We start from the raw sequence: 16,663 nt of genomic DNA, 5'->3' as shown, positions 1-16,663 counted from the left end.
CGTGACGAACGCTTCGGCAGTGAACTGGCTCGACAAGGTCAAGTGGGACGCGAACGGCCTCGTGCCGGTTATAGCGCAGGAAGCATCGACGAACGACGTGCTGATGTTCGCGTGGATGAATCGCGAGGCTCTCGCGAAGACCGTCGAGACCGGCCGCGCGGTGTATTTCTCGCGCTCGCGCCAGCGCCTGTGGTTGAAGGGCGAGGAGTCGGGCCATGTGCAGCACGTGCATGAAGTGCGGCTCGATTGCGATGAAGACGTCGTGCTGCTGAAAGTCGAGCAGGTATCGGGCATTGCGTGCCACACGGGACGTCACTCGTGCTTTTTCCAGAAATTCGAAGGTTCGGTGAACGACGGCGACTGGCAGGCCGTCGATCCCGTACTGAAAGACCCCGAACACATCTACAAATGACGCAATCCACGCAAAACCCGTCGCCCGCCGATGCTTCCACGCTCGATACGCTGCTGCGCCTCGCGGCGGTGATCGATAGCCGCAAGGGCGGCGATCCGGACATCTCATACGTTTCGCGCCTGTTCCACAAGGGCGACGACGCGGTGCTGAAGAAGATCGGCGAAGAAGCCACCGAAGTCGTGCTGGCCGCGAAGGACGCGCGGCACGGCGGCGCGCCGAAGGCGCTGGTCGGCGAGGTCGCGGACCTGTGGTTTCACTGCCTCGTGATGCTGTCGCATTTCGATCTGAGCCCCGCCGACGTGGTCGCCGAACTCGAGCGGCGCGAAGGCCTGTCGGGCATCGAGGAAAAGGCGCTGCGCAAGAGCCGCGAGCGCGAGGAAAACGGCGATTGAGCAACCGAAGCGGAAATCTGGCGTTTCCGCTTGAAGTCGCGCGCGCCGGCGCCTATATAGCGGTAACTGCCCGTTCAGGAGGACCCAAGCATGGAACAGCCGCAAGAAAGTTACCCGCCGCCGGTCTACCGCCACGCGATGGAGCCTGAACGCGAGCGCAGCCTGCGTACGCTCACGCACGTGCTGTACGCGCTCTACGCGGTCCACTGGCTGACCGGCGGGCTCACCATTCTGATCGCGATCATCATCAACTACATCAAACGGCCAGACGTGGCCGGCACGCCGTACGAAGCGCACTTCGAATGGCAGATCCGCACGTTCTGGCTGGGCCTTGTCGGCTACGCGATCGGCGCGTTGCTGCTGCTCGTCGTGATCGGCATTCCGGTACTGTGGGCCGTCAGCATATGGATGTTGTACCGTATTATCAAAGGCTGGTTGTACCTGTACGATAACAAGCCGTTCGCGAATCCGGCCGGCTGGGTCTGAACGCTTGCCGGTCTGTATGAGCGGGCCGGCTTTCGGGTCGAACCTGGCCGCGTGCGGCTTCGCTCGCTTATGTCATATCGCGTCAGGAACACGATGAGTCACGATCCGAACTGTCTTTTCTGCAAGATCGCCGCTGGCGAAATCCCGTCGACCAAGGTCCACGAAGACGATGAGTTCGTCGCCTTTCGCGACATCCGGCCGGCGGCTGAAACGCACGTGCTGGTGATTCCTCGCAAGCACATCGCGACGCTGTCGAACTGCACCGAAAACGACGCGCCTCTGCTTGGTAGAATGCTTGTCCTGACCGCGCGTCTGGCCGAGAAATTAGGGGTCGCTTACTCAGGTGGCGCAACAGGCTTTCGCACGGTGATCAATACCGGTCCGGGTGGTGGTCAGGAGGTGTATCACCTGCACGCGCACATTCTCGCAGGACCGCGCCCTTGGCAACGCATGGGCTGAGCGCGGGTTCGCGCGTCATGCATGACGGGAGAAAAGCAGCAGCCGCCGCGAGTTTTGGCCGGAGACAATACCGCTACCGTTGTCTTTGCCGCTCTGTAATGGCATCGACGCGATCGTCCGACCAGAATGACAACGGTGGTGATGGCGGCGTCGCGAGCGCGCTGGGGCGGCCTGCGGTAACTTAGGGATACATGGAGACGAAGCGCACGCGCTTCAGGTCGTGCAAATCTGCCGCGTTCGGATGCGGTATCGGGGTTAAGGAGAGTAGTCATGGGTTCGCTGAGTATTTGGCATTGGTTGATCGTTCTGTTGATCGTCGCGCTCGTGTTCGGCACGAAGAAGCTGCGCAACATCGGCAGCGATCTGGGCGGCGCGGTGAAGGGTTTCAAGGAAGGCATGAAGGAAGCTGAATCGCCGTCGGCCGACACGCAACCGCAGCAGCGCGAGCTGCCGCGCAACGGCGCGGTGGACGTCGAGGCGAAGGAAAAGGCGCCGCACTCGGGCGACTACCGCTAAGCCGCGGCGTTCGCGCCGTTCCCGCGTTTCTGACGGACATTCCAATTCATGCTGGACCTCGGTCTAACCAAGATGGCGCTGATCGGCGTCGTCGCGCTGGTCGTCCTCGGGCCTGAGCGCCTGCCGCGTGTCGCTCGCACGGCCGGCGCGCTGTTCGGTCGCGCGCAGCGGTACATCAACGACGTGAAGGCCGAGGTCACGCGCGAAATCGAACTCGACGAACTGCGGCGCATGAAGACTGAGTTCGAGAAGGCCGCGACGAATGTCGAAACGGCCGTACAGGACAACCTGCGCAAGCATGAGAGCGAGCTGAACGAAGCGTGGAATAGCGGCACGTCGGTGTCGCCGAGCATCGCCGGCGGCGCGCTCGAAGACGCCGCCGGTAGCACCGGCGCCGCCTCCTGGCCGGTCAGTACGCCGGCCGCCGCGCCCAAACGCAAGAATTGGCGCGTCCGGCAGAGCGCCACGCCCACCTGGTACAAGCGTGCGAGCCTGCGCCGCACGCGCGTGCAGTCGGGCGCCGCGCGCGTCGCGCGGCACACGCCCGCCAACCTGCGTCGTCCGACGCGGTTTTTCTGATGTTCAGATCGACAATCTCTAACCGAGGGCCGGTGTGAGCGACCCCCAGCAATCCCAGAACGAAGGCGCAGAAGAGACCTTCATTTCCCACCTCGTCGAACTGCGTGACCGCATCATCCGTGCGGGGCTCGCCGTCATCGTCGTGTTTATCGGGCTCGTGTACTGGGCACCTGACATCTTCAGACTGCTCGCGCGGCCGCTCATGATGAATCTGCCGAAGGACGGCAAGATGATCGTCACCGACGTCACCGGCTCGTTCTTCGTGCCGATGAAGGTGACGATGCTGGTCGCCTTCGTGATCGCGTTGCCGGTCGTGCTGTACCAGATCTGGGCGTTCGTCGCGCCGGGGCTCTATCAGCACGAGAAGAAGCTGGTCGGGCCGCTCGTCGCGAGCAGCTATACGCTGTTCCTGTGCGGCATGGCGTTCGCGTACTTCGTCGTGTTTCCGACCATCTTCCGCGTGATGGCGCACTACAACGCGCCGCTCGGCGCGGAGATGACGACCGATATAGACAATTACCTGAGCTTCGTGCTCACCATGTTCATCGCATTCGGTGTGACGTTCGAGGTGCCGATCCTCGTCGTGCTGCTGGTGCGCATGAACGTGCTGACGCTGAAGAAGCTCAAGGAAATCCGGCCGTATGTGATCGTTGGCGCATTCGTGGTGTCGGCCGTCGTAACGCCGCCGGACGTGTTTTCGCAACTCATTCTCGCGATTCCGCTGATTCTGCTCTACGAAGCGGGCATCATTGCGGCGCGGCTGATCGTCGGCAAGCAGCCGGTGGTCGTCGAGGATGCGAGTCCGCCGTCGAGTTGAGGTGTCGCGAGCCGATGCCGTGCGTCGCGTGACGGCGAACTGCGCGCGGAACAACTAGCGCGTAGATGAAAGGTGCAACGAAAAAGGGCAGTCCATCGCGGACTGCCCTTTTTCGTTGCGCGGAGCCTCCGTCACCCTCAGCCGCCGTCGTCATCGGGCTGATCGCCGCCGCTATCGTCCGGGGCCTGCTTTGGCGGCGGGGGGCGCTTGCCGATCATCACGTCGATATCGATCTGATGGCCCTTGCGCACCAGATGCACCTTCGCCGACGTGCCCGGCTTGATTTGCGCGATCACGTTCAACAGGCGCGTGGTATCGGTGATCTCCTGGCCATTCACGTTCGTCAGAATGTCGCCGGGTTTGATGCCCGCGCGGTCGGCCGGTCCGCTCTTCAGCACGCCCGCGACGATCGCGCCCGACTTCTGATCGAGCCCGAACGACTCCGCGATCTCCGGCGTCACGTCCTGCGGTTCGACGCCGATCCAGCCGCGCGTGACCGTGCCCGTCGTGATGATGCTCTCGAGGACGCTGCGCGCGGTCGACACCGGAATCGCGAAGCCGATGCCGAGCGAGCCGCCCGAGCGCGAGTAGATCGCGGTATTGATGCCGAGCAGGTTGCCGTTGACGTCGACGAGCGCACCGCCCGAGTTGCCGGGGTTGATCGGCGCGTCGGTCTGGATAAAGTTCTCGAAGGTGTTGATGCCGAGGTGGTTGCGGCCCAGCGCGCTGACGATGCCCATCGTCACGGTCTGGCCGACGCCGAACGGATTGCCGATCGCGAGCACGACGTCGCCGACGCGGGTCTGTTCTATCCGGCCGAGCGTGATGGTGGGCAGATTGGTCATGTTGACCTTGAGCACGGCCAGATCCGTCTCGGGGTCGATGCCGATCACCTTCGCACTGGCGGTGCGGCCGTCGGCGAGCGCGACTTCGATCTGATCGGCGCCGTCGACCACGTGCTGGTTCGTTAGAATGTAACCTTCCGAACTCACGATCACGCCTGAGCCGAGATTCGAGGCAGGCTGCTCCTGCTGCTTGCGATTGTTCCTGTCGCCGAAGAAATAGCGGAACAGTGGATCTTTGGCGCGCGGGTCGGGAGGCAGTGAGCCATCCTTGCTGGAGAACACGTTGACGACCGCGGGCATGGCCTTTTGCGCCGCTTCCGCATACGACGATTCGGCGTGACCATGGCTGATGCCCGGTGACACTTCCCGCAGGGCGACGATCGGTTCGGCGAGTTGTCTGCCGAACTGTCCTTGACGCTGGAGCCACTGCGGTTTGAGGGTCGCAATGATGAACATCAGCGCCAACAGCACCGTCACCGCCTGGGCAAATAACAGCCAGAAGCGTCTAAGCATCTGAAGACTAGAGGTCTAATATGGATCGGATTGAACTTGAATTGTACTTGAACAATCTCCTTGAAACCGCGCGCTTCAAGGACTATTGCCCGAACGGATTACAGGTCGAGGGACGCCGCCGGATCAACAAACTCGCGACCGGCGTGACCGCATCGGTGGCCTTTCTGGAGGCCGCGCTCGACTGGGGCGCAGACGCCGTGCTGGTCCATCATGGCTACTTCTGGCGCAATGAGGCACCGCAGATCACCGGCCGCAAACACGCGCGTTTGAAGCTGCTGCTCGCCAACGACCTGAACCTGTTCGCCTACCATCTGCCGCTCGACGATCACCCCCGGTTCGGCAACAACGCCCAGATCGGCGAGAAGATGGGCTGGATCAGCGACGCGCGCTTTGGCGAGAACGATCTCGGCTGGCTCGCCACGTTGCCGATGCCGATCACGCTGTCGCACCTGAGCGCGGAAATCGAGCAGACGCTCGGGCGTACGCCGCTCGTGTTCGGCGATCCGGATCTCGAACTGCGCCGCGTCGGCTGGTGCACGGGCGCCGCGCAAAACATGTTCGACGCGGCGATCAACGCGGGCGCCGACGTCTACGTGACCGGCGAAGTATCGGAGTCGGTGATGCACACGGCGGCGGAAAGCGGCGTCGCGTTTCTCGCGGCCGGTCATCACGCGACCGAACGCTTCGGCGTGCAGGCGGTGGGCAAGCATGTGTCCGAATCGTTCGATATCGAACACCTGTTTATCGATATCCCCAATCCCGTTTGAATTGCGAATTGCATTAACGAAGAAAAAGGCAGGAATACCGTAGAAGGCACTTAAAAGGAGGTGCGAAAAAGTTTGTGATCGGTACGGACAAACCCTGAGTTATCAAAGGCTTCGCACGGTTTTTGGCAATCGGCCCTTGTAAATGGCGACTCCATTCGAGCAAACTAGCGGCGGTAGAAGCGACGTGAAGGAAAAATCCAACTCAGAAGTGGGGCGTGTGATGCGAGACAAAGAAGAGGAACGCGTCGATGGCAGCCGCCGTAACTGGCTGGTAGCGACGACCGTAGCAGGCGGCATAGGAGGTGTTGCCGTCGTCGTACCCTTTGTTAGTTCGTTTGCACCATCCGAAAAGGCCAAGGCCGCGGGTGCCCCGGTCGAAGTCGATATCAGTGGTCTGAAGCCCGGCGACATGATGACGGTCGCCTGGCGCGGCAAGCCGGTGTGGATCATCAACCGCACGGATCGCATGCTCGCCGATGTTCAAAAAGCCGATAGCCAGGTCGCGGACCCCCACTCGCTGAATCCGTTCTCAATGCCGCTGCCGGACTACTGCAACAACGAATACCGTTCACGCGCCGAGAACAAGCATCTGCTGGTTGCCGTCGCCGTTTGCACGCATCTGGGCTGCACGCCGACACCGCGCTTCCAGGAAGGCCCCCAGCCCAATCTCCCCGACGACTGGCCAGGCGGCTTCCTGTGCCCGTGCCACGGTTCGACCTACGACATGGACGGCCGCGTCTTCAAGAACAAACCCGCTCCGCAGAACCTCGACATCCCGCGCTACATGTTCACGTCGGCGACGGCACTTGTCATCGGCAGGGATGAAAAAGGGGAAGCGTAATGGCGAGCGAACACGAAGTAGAGACGACCGGGCTGGCTGGCTGGATCGACCAGCGCTTCCCGATGACGGCCGCGTGGAAGAAGCACGCTTCCGAGTACTACGCGCCGAAGAACTTCAACTTCTGGTACTTCTTCGGTTCGCTCGCGTTGCTGGTGCTGGTCAACCAGATCGTCACCGGCATTTTCCTGACGATGAACTACAAGCCCGATGCGACGCTCGCGTTCTCGTCGGTCGAGTACATCATGCGCGAGGTGCCGTGGGGCTGGCTGATCCGCTACATGCACTCCACAGGCGCGTCGATGTTCTTCGTCGTCGTGTACCTGCACATGTTCCGCGGGCTCATGTATGGCTCGTACCGCAAGCCGCGCGAACTCGTGTGGATTTTTGGCTGCCTGATTTTCCTGAGCCTGATGGCCGAAGCGTTTTTCGGCTATCTGCTGCCGTGGGGCCAGATGTCGTTCTGGGGCGCGCAAGTGATCGTGAACCTGTTCTCGGCGATTCCGTTCATCGGGCCGGATCTGTCGCTGTGGATTCGCGGCGACTACGTGGTCTCCGACGTCACGCTGAACCGGTTCTTCGCGTTTCACGTGATCGCGATTCCGCTGGTGCTGGTCGGCCTCGTGATCGCGCACCTGATTGCGCTGCACGAAGTCGGCTCGAACAATCCCGACGGCATCGAGATCAAGGCGAAGAAGGGCCCGGATGGCGTGCCGCTCGACGGCGTTCCTTTCCACCCGTATTACTCGGTGCACGACTTCATGGGGGTGACGATTTTTCTGCTGATTTTCGCGGCGATCATCTTCTTCGCGCCGGAAATGGGCGGGTACTTCCTTGAAGCGAACAACTTCATTCCCGCGAATCCGCTGCAAACGCCGCCTGAAATTGCGCCTGTGTGGTACTTCACCGCCTTTTATGCGATGCTGCGCGCCACCACCGATCCGTTCAAGATCGTGCTGATGATCGTCATCGCGCTACTCGGGCTGCTCGCGCTCGTGCGGGCCCGCGGCACGTGGAAGCTCGGTCTGCCGGTGCTCGCGGTGCTGGTGATCATCGCGATGGCATTTACCGAATCGAAGTTCTGGGGCGTCGTGGTGATGGGCAGCGCGGTGATTTCGCTGTTCTTCCTGCCGTGGCTGGACCGGTCGCCCGTCAGGTCGATTCGCTACCGCCCGCTTTTCCACAAGGTATTCTTCGGGATCTTCGTGATCGCGTTTCTGACGCTGGGCTTCCTCGGCACCCGACCGCCGTCGCCGGCCTCGACGCTGATCGCCCAGATCTGCGCACTGATCTACTTCGCGTTTTTTCTCGGCATGCCCTTCTGGACGCGGCTTGGCAAGTTCAAGCAGCCGCCGGAACGGGTGCGGTTCAAGCCTCACTAATCGCGAGCCAGGAGAACACGAAGATGAAGAAACTGCTTTCGATGTGCGCGCTGATCGGCGCGACCGTACTTGCCCTGCTGGCCGCTCCGGTCCGCGCGGACGAGAGTTTCCCGCTTGATCGCTCGCCGGATAACACGAACAATTTCGCTTCTTTGCAGCGCGGCGCGCAATTGTTTGTAAACTATTGCCTGAATTGCCACAGCGCGAACCTGATGCGCTACAACCGTCTGACCGATCTCGGCATCACGCCGAATGAAATCCAGGCGAACCTGCTGTTCACCACCGACAAGGTCGGCAACACGATGACCGTGGCGATGCGCCCGGAAGACGCGAAAGCGTGGTTCGGTGCGACGCCGCCGGATCTGTCGGTGGAGGCCCGGGCGCGCGGCACGGAGTGGCTGTACACGTATCTACGCAGCTTTTACCGCGACGATACGCGGCCGACCGGCTGGAACAATCTGGTGTATCCGAACGTCGGTATGCCGCATGTGCTGTGGCAGCTTCAGGGGCAGCGAGCGGCGAAATTCGGCGATGAAACCGACGAAAGAACCGGCGAAACGGTACGCAAATTCCTCGGCTTCAAGCAATTGACTCCGGGGACGATGTCGCCGGTAGATTATGATTCTGCTGTGGCCGACCTCGTGTCGTACCTGTCATGGATGTCCGAGCCGACGCAGCAAACCCGCAAGCAACTTGGCGTGTGGGTGCTGTTGTTCCTCGGTATCCTGAGCTTTTTCGCCTGGCGACTGAACGCCGCGTACTGGAAACATATCAAATAATCACGCCGTTACACGGCGTGGGGCCGGCGCCAGGAAAGACCTGCTGAACGGTTTTTCCGCGCGCTGGCCCTTCAGCTTTTTGAGGAAACGTAAATATGATGGTTCTGTATTCCGGCACTACTTGCCCGTTCTCCCAGCGTTGCCGACTGGTGTTGTTCGAAAAGGGCATGGACTTCGAGATCCGCGACGTCGACCTGTTCAACAAGCCGGAAGACATCGCGGTGATGAATCCGTACGGTCAGGTGCCGATTCTCGTCGAACGGGACCTGATTCTGTATGAATCGAACATCATCAACGAGTACATCGACGAGCGCTTCCCGCACCCGCAGCTGATGCCGGCCGATCCGGTGCAGCGCGCGCGCGCGCGCCTGTTCCTGCTCAACTTCGAGAAAGAGCTGTTCGTGCACGTCGGCACGCTCGAAAACGAAAAAGGCAAGGCGGCCGAGAAGAATCACGAGAAGGCGCGCCTCGCAATCCGCGATCGCCTGACGCAGCTTGCGCCGATCTTCCTGAAGAACAAGTACATGCTCGGCGAAGAGTTCTCCATGCTCGACGTCGCGATCGCTCCGCTCCTGTGGCGTCTCGACCACTACGGCATCGAGCTGTCGAAGAACGCCGCGCCGCTGATGAAGTACGCCGAGCGCATTTTCAGCCGCCCGGCTTATATCGAAGCGCTGACGCCGTCGGAAAAGGTGATGCGTCGTTGAGTTTGGCTTTGGAGCGCGAGCGCCGCATCGCCTTGATGCGCGCCCGCGCCCGCAAGAGGACTGTTGATGCAAGAGATTTCCACGAAACCTTATCTGCTGCGCGCGCTGTACGAGTGGTGCACGGATAACGGCTACACACCGCACATCGCGGTCAGGGTCGACAATCAGACGCGCGTGCCGCGTCAGTTCGTCCGTGACAACGAGATCGTGTTGAACATCAGCTTCGAGGCGACGAGCCAGCTGCAGATGGGCAATGAGTGGATAGAGTTCAACGCGCGCTTCTCCGGCAAGTCGCACAAGATCGAGGTTCCGGTCGCCAATATTCTCGCGATCTACGCGCGCGAAAACGGCCAGGGCATGGCGTTTCCGGTCGAATCGGCGGGCGGCGAGGCGCAGGATTCAGGCGCGGATGCCGCGGACGAAGCCGACGCACCGGCCCCGCACGCAGTCGATACCGCGCCGGCCGCCCCGGACTCGGACGCCGACGCCGGCGACAAACCGCAGCCCGACGACGACGGCTCAAAAGGCAGCGGAAGAGCTCACCTCAAGATCGTGAAATGAAGTAGAATCACGGCCTCATGCCGGCTTAGCTCATCAGGTAGAGCGCTTGACTTGTAATCATGAGGTGGCGGGTTCGAGTCCTGCAGCCGGCACCAAATTGCTTTAGTCGCAGCAAATGGAAATACCCTAGAACCCCGTCGAAGCTGAGGCTTCGGCGGGGTTTTTCCTTTTCGGCATTCAAATCGCCCGGCCGGGTCGACTTGACTCGAACCTGAGCGGATAAATCGGCTGCTGAGGTAGCCGTATCGCGCAGGCGAAAGGCAAGAGAGGCGTGAAGTGAGCCGCCCGATGGCTCAAAAATCACGATATCTCTTTCACCTTGTCGATTGTGGACTGTTTAGTCTGCATTTGGCGCGGCTAAACTTACCTCATCACTATCACCGATTCACGTCGCGTCGCGAATCCGCGCGGCGGCGGTACGGTACTATTCGGGCGTCGCCCGGGATGGCAGTCTGCCATCGGGGATGTTGAGCCGCTGCCGGCTCCAACGTCACCGGCGACGTCACATCGACACCATTGCACCATGACCAGCCCCGCAACGCTCTCCTGGCCCGAAGCCGACGGCCCGCGCACCGCGCGCTGGCGCTCCGAAGCGGCCGTGCCGCCGCCGAAGCGCGTCGTCGTCGCCGACGACCGCACCACCGCCGATTCGGCCTACCGTCTCGCGTGCGAAGGCACCGCGCTGCTGTGGCACGGCGACTTCCAGAACGCGCGCCAACTGCTGCAGGCAGTCACGCGTCGGCTCGAACGCAAGCCGCGCAAGCCGGGAGCGACACCGCTCGACGCGTTCAACCTGCATCGGCAGGCGCAGTCGCAGCGCGCGCGCACGCTCGGCATGATCCTGATTCCGCTCGATGCCGACTACGGCATTCCGCTGCGCCGCGCCCCCGACGTGCGGCAGGCCTGCATCGAAGCTTACGGGCCGGCGACCGGCGAGGCGTCTGTGGTGTCGTTGCGCGAGTTGCTCGGCTTGATCGGCGCGCACGAATGGCGCAAGAAGGGCGTCGAGATTGCGGCGCTCGGCGAGCGGATCCATCCGCATTACGGCGTGTTTTCACCGGTGCGCGGCGAATACGTCGATCTGGTTGCGCGCACCTCACTGCCGTCGCTCGACCTCGCGTTCGATATCGGCACCGGCACCGGCGTACTGGCCGCCCTGCTGGCCAAACGCGGCGTGCGCAAGATCGTCGCGACGGACCAGGATGCGCGCGCGCTGGCGTGCGCTCGTGAAAATCTGGCGCGCCTTGGCTACGGCGAGCAGGTCGAGATCGTGCAGGCGGACCTGTTTCCGGACGGGCGCGCGCCGCTCGTCGTCTGCAATCCGCCTTGGGTGCCGGCACGGCCTGCGTCGCCGCTCGAATACGCGGTCTACGATCCGGACAGCCGCATGCTGCTCGGCTTCCTGAACGGCCTTGCCGATCATCTGACACCGGACGGCGAGGGCTGGCTGATCATTTCGGATCTCGCCGAGCACCTGGGGCTGCGCACGCGCGAGTGGCTGCTGGCCGCGATCGATCACGCAGGTCTCAGTGTCGCGGGGCGCGAGGACATTCGTCCACGGCACCCGAAGGCGAGCGATCAGAACGACCCGCTCTATGTCGCGCGGGCCGCCGAGGTCACGTCGCTATGGCGGCTCAGGGTGCGTTGATTGCGATGACGCGCGTTACGCCAACGCGCCGCGCGCTTCCAGATAGGCACATGCTCCCTGACCGGCCACCAGCCCGCTGGCAAAACAGGCGGTCAGCAGATAACCGCCGGTCGGCGCTTCCCAATCGAGCATTTCACCCGCACAGAATGCGCCGGGCATGCGCTCGATCATTAGATGCGCGTCCAGCGCCTCGAACGGGATTCCTCCCGCCGAGCTGATCGCTTCCCCGATCGGTCGCGCGCGCAGCAGCCGGACCGGCAGCGCCTTGATCGCATGGGCGAGGCGGCGCGCGTCGGCGAACGCATCTTTCGCCAGAACCTCGTGCAATAACGCCAGCTTGACCCCGCCGATACCGATCCGCCCATGCAGATGACTCGCGACCGAGCGTGAGCCGCGCGGCCGCGTCACTTCCTCGACGACCCGTTCGAGCGGCAGACCTGGCGCCAGATCCAGCACGATCGTGACCTCGCCGTCGGCCAGAATTCGCTCGCGGATCGCCGCCGACAACGCATAGATCAGGCTCCCTTCGAGGCCAGTTTCGGTCAAAAGTATTTCACCTTGTCGATTGTGGACTTTATTGTCTATATCAGTGAGGGAGATCGCGACCGGCTTGATCGGCTGACCGGCGAAACGCTCGCGCAGATACGGGCTCCAGTCCGCGTCGAAGCCGCAGTTCGCGGGACGCAGCGGCGTCACCTGCACGTCGCGCGACGTCATCAATGGCACCCACGCGGCGTCGGAACCGAGACGCGGCCAGCTGGCGCCGCCGAGCGCGAAGACCACCGCGTCGCAGGCGACAGTCTGCGCGCCGCCCGGCGTATCGAAGCGCAGGCGGTGCCCGGTTTCAGTGTCGCAAGCCGACGTCCAGCCGCTCCACTTGTGACGCATGTGGAATTGCACGCCCGCTTCGCGCAGCCGATGCAACCACGCGCGCAGCATTGGGGCGGCCTTCATGTCGGACGGAAACACGCGCCCGGAACTGCCGACGAACGTCTCGATGCCCAGCTCGCGCAGCCACGCACGTAGTGCGTCGGGCCCGAACGCGTCGAGCAACGGCGCGATGCGCTCGCGGCGCGCGCCGTAGCGGCCGAGAAATGGCTCGAGAGGTTCCGAATGCGTGATGTTCATGCCGCCTTTGCCCGCCATCAGGAATTTGCGGCCGACCGACGGCATCGCGTCGTACACGTGGACTTGCACGCCGCGCCGGGCAAGCGTCTCTGCGGCCATCAGGCCGGCGGGGCCGCCGCCGATCACGGCGACACGGACGGAATCGAGCGAGGAGTGCATGAGGTTCAGCGGATCAGCGGGGGAAAAAAGACGGTGCGCCGTAGAGACCGGACGCACGGGCGGCGCGAACAGCGCGAAGGGCGCTATTGTCACACCGCGCGCGGTGCGCGGCAAACATCGCCGGACGCTGTCCCGTGCGGGCAAACCGGCGGGAAACCAGCGAGGCGGCAGGGCCTGAGCGCTCTAGGCCGGAAAACACTGGATTCAGTCGTTCCTCCCGCCGCTGCGCATCGCATTCACCGCTTGGCTCGCGCGGCACGCGACCTATACTTTTCAAGCACCTTCCATCAGACGCCGTTTGCGCCGTCCTCTGCGTCAAGCTTCAAACACATCGGTTCCGACGCAGCCGCTGCGGCGCGCCTTGACGCCGCACGCCGGCCGCCGACGCGCGTCGCGCTTCAAATCGGTGGAAGGGTCGATTGTCGGAATCGAGGAGGTTGCCATGACCCGCAAATACATCGACTGTCGTGAGTTTCCGAGCGAAATGAACTGCACTGTCGCGCTCTCCGCCGACAGCGAGGGCGAACTGCTCGAAGCCGCGGTCCAGCATGCCGTCAGCGTACACAAGCACGCGGATTCGCCGGAGCTGCGTGCGCAGCTGAAGACGCTATTTCATGAGGGAACGCCGCCCGTCGAGGCGCCGCGCGCGTGAGACAACCGTGTAGAGGGATCGCGGAAGCCAGCGTCGCGAGCGGCAGCGAGCCGCCCGCGCGCGGTCGTGTTGCAGCAGTCTGTTTGTCTTGCACGAGAGACGCTGTGCCTGGCCCTTTTGATCGAGCTGGCAACGCGCTAACCCGGATAGGCTTCGTCGACCTTCAGCCCGGCGAGCTTGAAGATCACCCGCAGCGTCTGCGGCTTGATGTCGCGTCGCGAAGCGAGCGTCGTCATGACGAAGTCGAGCACTTTGGCGTACTTGAGCATCGTCAGGCAAGTTTCGAGGTCCACGCGGCCATCGCGCATGACCTCGGCGAGCCGCAGCATTTCCGTGGAGATGTCGCGCGCCATCTCCAGCTCGAGTTGCTGCTTTTCCGACCATGCGGGCGCGGCCGTGAGCTTCGCCAGCATTTCCTGGAACTTCTGTTCGACATTTCCGTTGGGTACCGTATCCATTGCCGCCTCTTGTCTGATCGTCCGAGCGCGTCCGGTTGCCGAGCCGGCGCTGCTGGTTACGTAATGTTCGGCCCATGGTCCGGGGCCGCTCTCCCCCAATGCATCCGGTTCGCGTGTCCGGCAGCACGGCCGGCCAGCCTCCTGTTTTTCAGCGACACACGGCGTGCACCCGCAGGCTCAGCGGGCGCGCAGGCAATTTTCAGCCATCCCCGAGACGCTTGCGCACATCGCCGCTCGCGCGGGAAATGTTCCACGTTGATCGCATGTCTCGCGCGATCCGCGCGGCGTCCTCGCTGGGTATGCCGCACTTTCGGTAAACTGGCAGCAACTTTTCTCTTTCTCCGTCATCTGTCGCACGTTCGCGCGCTAATTGATGGCGGTCTACACGATGTCCGGCAAAACCCACGAAATCCGCCCCAATCAATCTGTCGAACTGCTTAAGGAACTCCACATCCTCACGCGCGACGGCAAGATGAATCAGGACAGCCGCCGCAAGCTGAAGCAGGTCTACCATCTGTTCCAGTTCATCGAGCCGCTGCTCAAGGACCTGAAGGACCAGCAGGGGTCGCTCACGCTCGTCGATCATGGCGCCGGTAAGTCATACCTCGGTTTTATTCTGTATGACCTGTTTTTCAAGGAGTTTCAGGATGCCGCTGGTGGGGCTTCGCACATTTACGGCATTGAAACGCGCGAAGAGCTGGTGACGAAGTCCGAAGAACTGGCGGCGCGGCTCGGCTTCAAGGGGATGTCGTTTCTGAATCTGTCGGTGGCTGAATCGATCACGTCGACGCGCCTGCCCGCCGAAATCGATATCGTCACCGCGCTGCACGCCTGCAATACCGCCACCGACGACGCGATCCGCTTCGCGCTCGAAAAGCACGCGAAGTACATCGTCGTCGTACCCTGCTGTCAGGCCGAAGTGGCCGGCGTGCTGCGGCAAAACAAAGGCCGCGCGCTGAAGAACGCGTTGACGGAAATCTGGCGGCATCCGTTGCATACGCGCGAATTCGGCAGCCAGATCACCAACGTGCTGCGCTGCCTGCAACTCGAAGCACATGGCTATCAGGTCAGCGTGACTGAGCTGGTCGGCTGGGAACACTCGATGAAAAACGAGCTGATCATCGCGCAGTACAAGGATCTGCCGCGGCGCCGGCCGGCCGAGCGGCTCGGCGAGGTGCTGGAAACGCTCGGGCTCGATGCGCTGAAGGAGCGCTTTTTCGTGCCGGCCTGAGGTGCGGCCTAGCGCTTCATCAACGCATCCCAGCCCGCGAGGCCGATGCGCCGCAGCGTTTCCTGATTGCGTTCGTAAATCGCTTCCGCGTCAGGAAAGGCCTGCACGGCCCGCTCGATGCTGTCCTCACGCAGTAGATGCAGGATCGGATAGGGCGCCCGGTTCGTGTAGTTTTCGATGTCGTCCGGCGCGCTGCCTTCGAACTGGTAACGCGGATGAAAGCTCGCGATCTGGATGACCCCGTCGAGCTTCAGCTGCTGGATCAGCCGGTCGGCGAAGAACAGGCAGTCATTGAAGTCGAGAAAGTCGCTGAACGCGCGCGGCAGGATCAGCAACGTCGTGTCGATGGCGGCGGGGTCGGCCGCGACGAGCGTCTGCAGTTCGGCTTCCAGATCGGTGAGCACCGCTTCGAGACTGTCCGCTTCGCTGACCACATAGCGAATTTGCCCCTTCACGTGCACGGCCTTTGCGAACGGACACAGGTTCAGGCCGATCACGGCCTCGGTCAGCCAGTGACGGGTCGCGGTGATAACGGCATCGTGGGATTCGGCGGGCAACGGCATGGCGGACGGACGTGGCAGGAAAAAACGGAATTTTAATGGACCCGGCCGACCGACCGGTTCAGCGAGCCCGAGTCTCCCCGCAAGCGGCTGCGATCAACTGAGCGGCGACCTTCGGCGCGGCGAGGATCGGCCCGCAGCCCGGCCCGTAAGTCTGGCTCGCGGCATATACACCCTCGATCAGCAGACCGAGCCCATCGGCGAGCGCTTGCGGATCGCCGGCGCCGGCCGCTGTCGACAGTTCGAGCAGGCGCGCCAGCAGGCGCTGCTTGTTGCGGAACACGAACTGTCGCGCCGGATGCGCGGTATCCGAAAACTCCACCGACACGTTCACGAACGGACAGCCGCGGTAATCGTCGACCGAGGCACGCACCGCGAGGTCGTCGAAATACTGTTGAAGCTGCTTCGCCGGCTCGCCCGGATGCTTCGCGAAACTCTTCTCGACGTAGCCGAAGAACTGCTCGTCCTTCTGCTCCAGATACGCCATCACCAGTTCGTCCTTCGACGAAAACTGCCGGTACAGGCTCATCTTGTTCACGCCCGCGCGCTCGACCACCGCGTCGACGCCGACGCTGCGCACGCCTTCACGATAAAACAGCTCGCTAGCCGCGCGCAGCAGATGCTGCTGCGCCTGCGGCCCGGCGGTCTGCGCGCCGCGCGCGCGCCGGGCACGGGCGGGCGCGGGCTTGAGAGTTTCGGCGGACATGGAAAGTCACCCAAATGGAATTGACGCCTTGACATGTTACCGACCGGTAACTAACATCGCAACACCAT

At 62.7% G+C, this 16,663-nt stretch carries 21 protein-coding genes and 1 tRNA gene; 17 read left to right on the top strand and 5 right to left on the bottom strand.

All coding sequences use genetic code 11. From position 1 onward, the window contains the following. Position 1 precedes the first annotated feature (1 nt). The 7 genes from hisI to tatC all read left to right on the top strand — a co-directional run bounded on the left by hisI (position 2) and on the right by tatC (position 3,661). Positions 2-412, top strand: a complete 411-nt coding sequence (gene hisI / locus LJ655_RS24725) for a phosphoribosyl-AMP cyclohydrolase (protein ID WP_230563842.1) — start codon at positions 2-4, stop codon at positions 410-412. Beyond that, on the top strand, positions 409-804 hold the full coding sequence (locus LJ655_RS24720; RefSeq protein WP_230563841.1) for a phosphoribosyl-ATP diphosphatase: 396 nt from the start codon (positions 409-411) through the stop codon (positions 802-804). Before hisI ends, LJ655_RS24720 begins: the two co-directional genes overlap by 4 nt. Before the next feature lie 90 nt (positions 805-894). Further along, positions 895-1,290 carry a DUF4870 family protein gene (locus LJ655_RS24715; RefSeq protein ID WP_230563840.1) on the top strand — a complete coding sequence of 132 codons (396 nt, stop codon included), beginning with the start codon at positions 895-897 and terminating at the stop codon, positions 1,288-1,290. Between the two features lie 93 nt (positions 1,291-1,383). Continuing rightward, complete coding sequence (locus LJ655_RS24710; RefSeq protein ID WP_230563839.1) at positions 1,384-1,749, top strand: histidine triad nucleotide-binding protein; 366 nt, start codon at positions 1,384-1,386, stop codon at positions 1,747-1,749. Positions 1,750-2,019: 270 nt separating this feature from the next. After that, entirely contained in the window at positions 2,020-2,265 is a 246-nt protein-coding gene (gene tatA / locus LJ655_RS24705) for a Sec-independent protein translocase subunit TatA (RefSeq protein WP_230563838.1), read from the top strand. A gap of 48 nt (positions 2,266-2,313) precedes the next feature. Beyond that, complete coding sequence (tatB, locus tag LJ655_RS24700) at positions 2,314-2,844, top strand: Sec-independent protein translocase protein TatB (RefSeq protein WP_230563837.1); 531 nt, start codon at positions 2,314-2,316, stop codon at positions 2,842-2,844. Positions 2,845-2,878: 34 nt separating this feature from the next. After that, positions 2,879-3,661: a twin-arginine translocase subunit TatC gene (gene tatC, locus LJ655_RS24695; RefSeq protein WP_230563836.1), complete on the top strand. Its 783-nt coding sequence runs from the start codon at positions 2,879-2,881 to the stop codon at positions 3,659-3,661. 137 nt (positions 3,662-3,798) lie between these two features. On the opposite strand, the gene LJ655_RS24690 is transcribed toward tatC, so the two are convergent. Continuing rightward, complete coding sequence (locus tag LJ655_RS24690; RefSeq protein WP_230563835.1) at positions 3,799-5,019, bottom strand: Do family serine endopeptidase; 1,221 nt, start codon at positions 5,017-5,019, stop codon at positions 3,799-3,801. A 20-nt stretch (positions 5,020-5,039) separates the two neighbouring features. On the opposite strand from LJ655_RS24690, the gene LJ655_RS24685 reads away from it, so the two are divergent. The 8 genes from LJ655_RS24685 to LJ655_RS24650 all read left to right on the top strand — a co-directional run bounded on the left by LJ655_RS24685 (position 5,040) and on the right by LJ655_RS24650 (position 11,701). Beyond that, positions 5,040-5,786 (top strand): Nif3-like dinuclear metal center hexameric protein, encoded by a 747-nt coding sequence (locus LJ655_RS24685; RefSeq protein ID WP_230563834.1) that lies wholly within the window; start codon positions 5,040-5,042, stop codon positions 5,784-5,786. Between the two features lie 220 nt (positions 5,787-6,006). Then, entirely contained in the window at positions 6,007-6,627 is a 621-nt protein-coding gene (gene petA, locus LJ655_RS24680; protein ID WP_230563897.1) for a ubiquinol-cytochrome c reductase iron-sulfur subunit, read from the top strand. Next, positions 6,627-8,006, top strand: coding sequence for a cytochrome b (locus tag LJ655_RS24675; protein ID WP_230563833.1), 1,380 nt, complete (start codon positions 6,627-6,629; stop codon positions 8,004-8,006). The genes petA and LJ655_RS24675 overlap by 1 nt, the downstream gene beginning before the upstream one ends. Before the next feature lie 23 nt (positions 8,007-8,029). Then, entirely contained in the window at positions 8,030-8,785 is a 756-nt protein-coding gene (locus tag LJ655_RS24670) for a cytochrome c1 (RefSeq protein WP_230563832.1), read from the top strand. Positions 8,786-8,880: 95 nt separating this feature from the next. After that, positions 8,881-9,492 (top strand): glutathione S-transferase N-terminal domain-containing protein, encoded by a 612-nt coding sequence (locus LJ655_RS24665; protein ID WP_006052302.1) that lies wholly within the window; start codon positions 8,881-8,883, stop codon positions 9,490-9,492. Between the two features lie 66 nt (positions 9,493-9,558). Beyond that, positions 9,559-10,053, top strand: coding sequence for a ClpXP protease specificity-enhancing factor (locus tag LJ655_RS24660; RefSeq protein ID WP_230563831.1), 495 nt, complete (start codon positions 9,559-9,561; stop codon positions 10,051-10,053). A 19-nt stretch (positions 10,054-10,072) separates the two neighbouring features. Then, positions 10,073-10,148 (top strand) — tRNA-Thr (locus LJ655_RS24655). 428 nt (positions 10,149-10,576) lie between these two features. Further along, entirely contained in the window at positions 10,577-11,701 is a 1,125-nt protein-coding gene (locus tag LJ655_RS24650; RefSeq protein ID WP_230563830.1) for a methyltransferase, read from the top strand. A gap of 15 nt (positions 11,702-11,716) precedes the next feature. Here LJ655_RS24650 and LJ655_RS24645 read toward each other — a convergent pair whose 3' ends face one another. Then, positions 11,717-12,988, bottom strand: coding sequence for a TIGR03862 family flavoprotein (locus LJ655_RS24645; protein ID WP_230563896.1), 1,272 nt, complete (start codon positions 12,986-12,988; stop codon positions 11,717-11,719). Between the two features lie 442 nt (positions 12,989-13,430). Here LJ655_RS24645 and LJ655_RS24640 point away from each other — a divergent pair, with 442 nt between their 5' ends. Next, on the top strand, positions 13,431-13,640 hold the full coding sequence (locus tag LJ655_RS24640) for a DUF1059 domain-containing protein (RefSeq protein WP_230563829.1): 210 nt from the start codon (positions 13,431-13,433) through the stop codon (positions 13,638-13,640). Positions 13,641-13,777: 137 nt separating this feature from the next. Here the strand turns inward: LJ655_RS24640 and LJ655_RS24635 are convergent, their stop codons facing one another. Then, entirely contained in the window at positions 13,778-14,098 is a 321-nt protein-coding gene (locus LJ655_RS24635) for a type II toxin-antitoxin system HicA family toxin (RefSeq protein WP_230563828.1), read from the bottom strand. 388 nt (positions 14,099-14,486) lie between these two features. Here LJ655_RS24635 and LJ655_RS24630 point away from each other — a divergent pair, with 388 nt between their 5' ends. Next, positions 14,487-15,329 carry a class I SAM-dependent methyltransferase gene (locus tag LJ655_RS24630; protein ID WP_230563827.1) on the top strand — a complete coding sequence of 281 codons (843 nt, stop codon included), beginning with the start codon at positions 14,487-14,489 and terminating at the stop codon, positions 15,327-15,329. 8 nt (positions 15,330-15,337) lie between these two features. Here the strand turns inward: LJ655_RS24630 and LJ655_RS24625 are convergent, their stop codons facing one another. After that, on the bottom strand, positions 15,338-15,892 hold the full coding sequence (locus LJ655_RS24625) for a DUF1415 domain-containing protein (protein WP_230563826.1): 555 nt from the start codon (positions 15,890-15,892) through the stop codon (positions 15,338-15,340). Positions 15,893-15,950: 58 nt separating this feature from the next. Continuing rightward, the gene (locus tag LJ655_RS24620) at positions 15,951-16,595 is read right to left on the bottom strand and encodes a TetR/AcrR family transcriptional regulator (RefSeq protein WP_230563825.1); all 645 of its coding nucleotides are present in this window, start codon (positions 16,593-16,595) and stop codon (positions 15,951-15,953) included. Positions 16,596-16,663: the final 68 nt, after the last annotated feature.

The organism is Paraburkholderia translucens (assembly GCF_020881035.1).
Taxonomy (GTDB): domain Bacteria; phylum Pseudomonadota; class Gammaproteobacteria; order Burkholderiales; family Burkholderiaceae; genus Paraburkholderia; species Paraburkholderia translucens.
The sequence above is the reverse complement of the archived record's forward strand: the minus strand, read 5'-3'. Positions and strand labels throughout refer to the sequence as shown.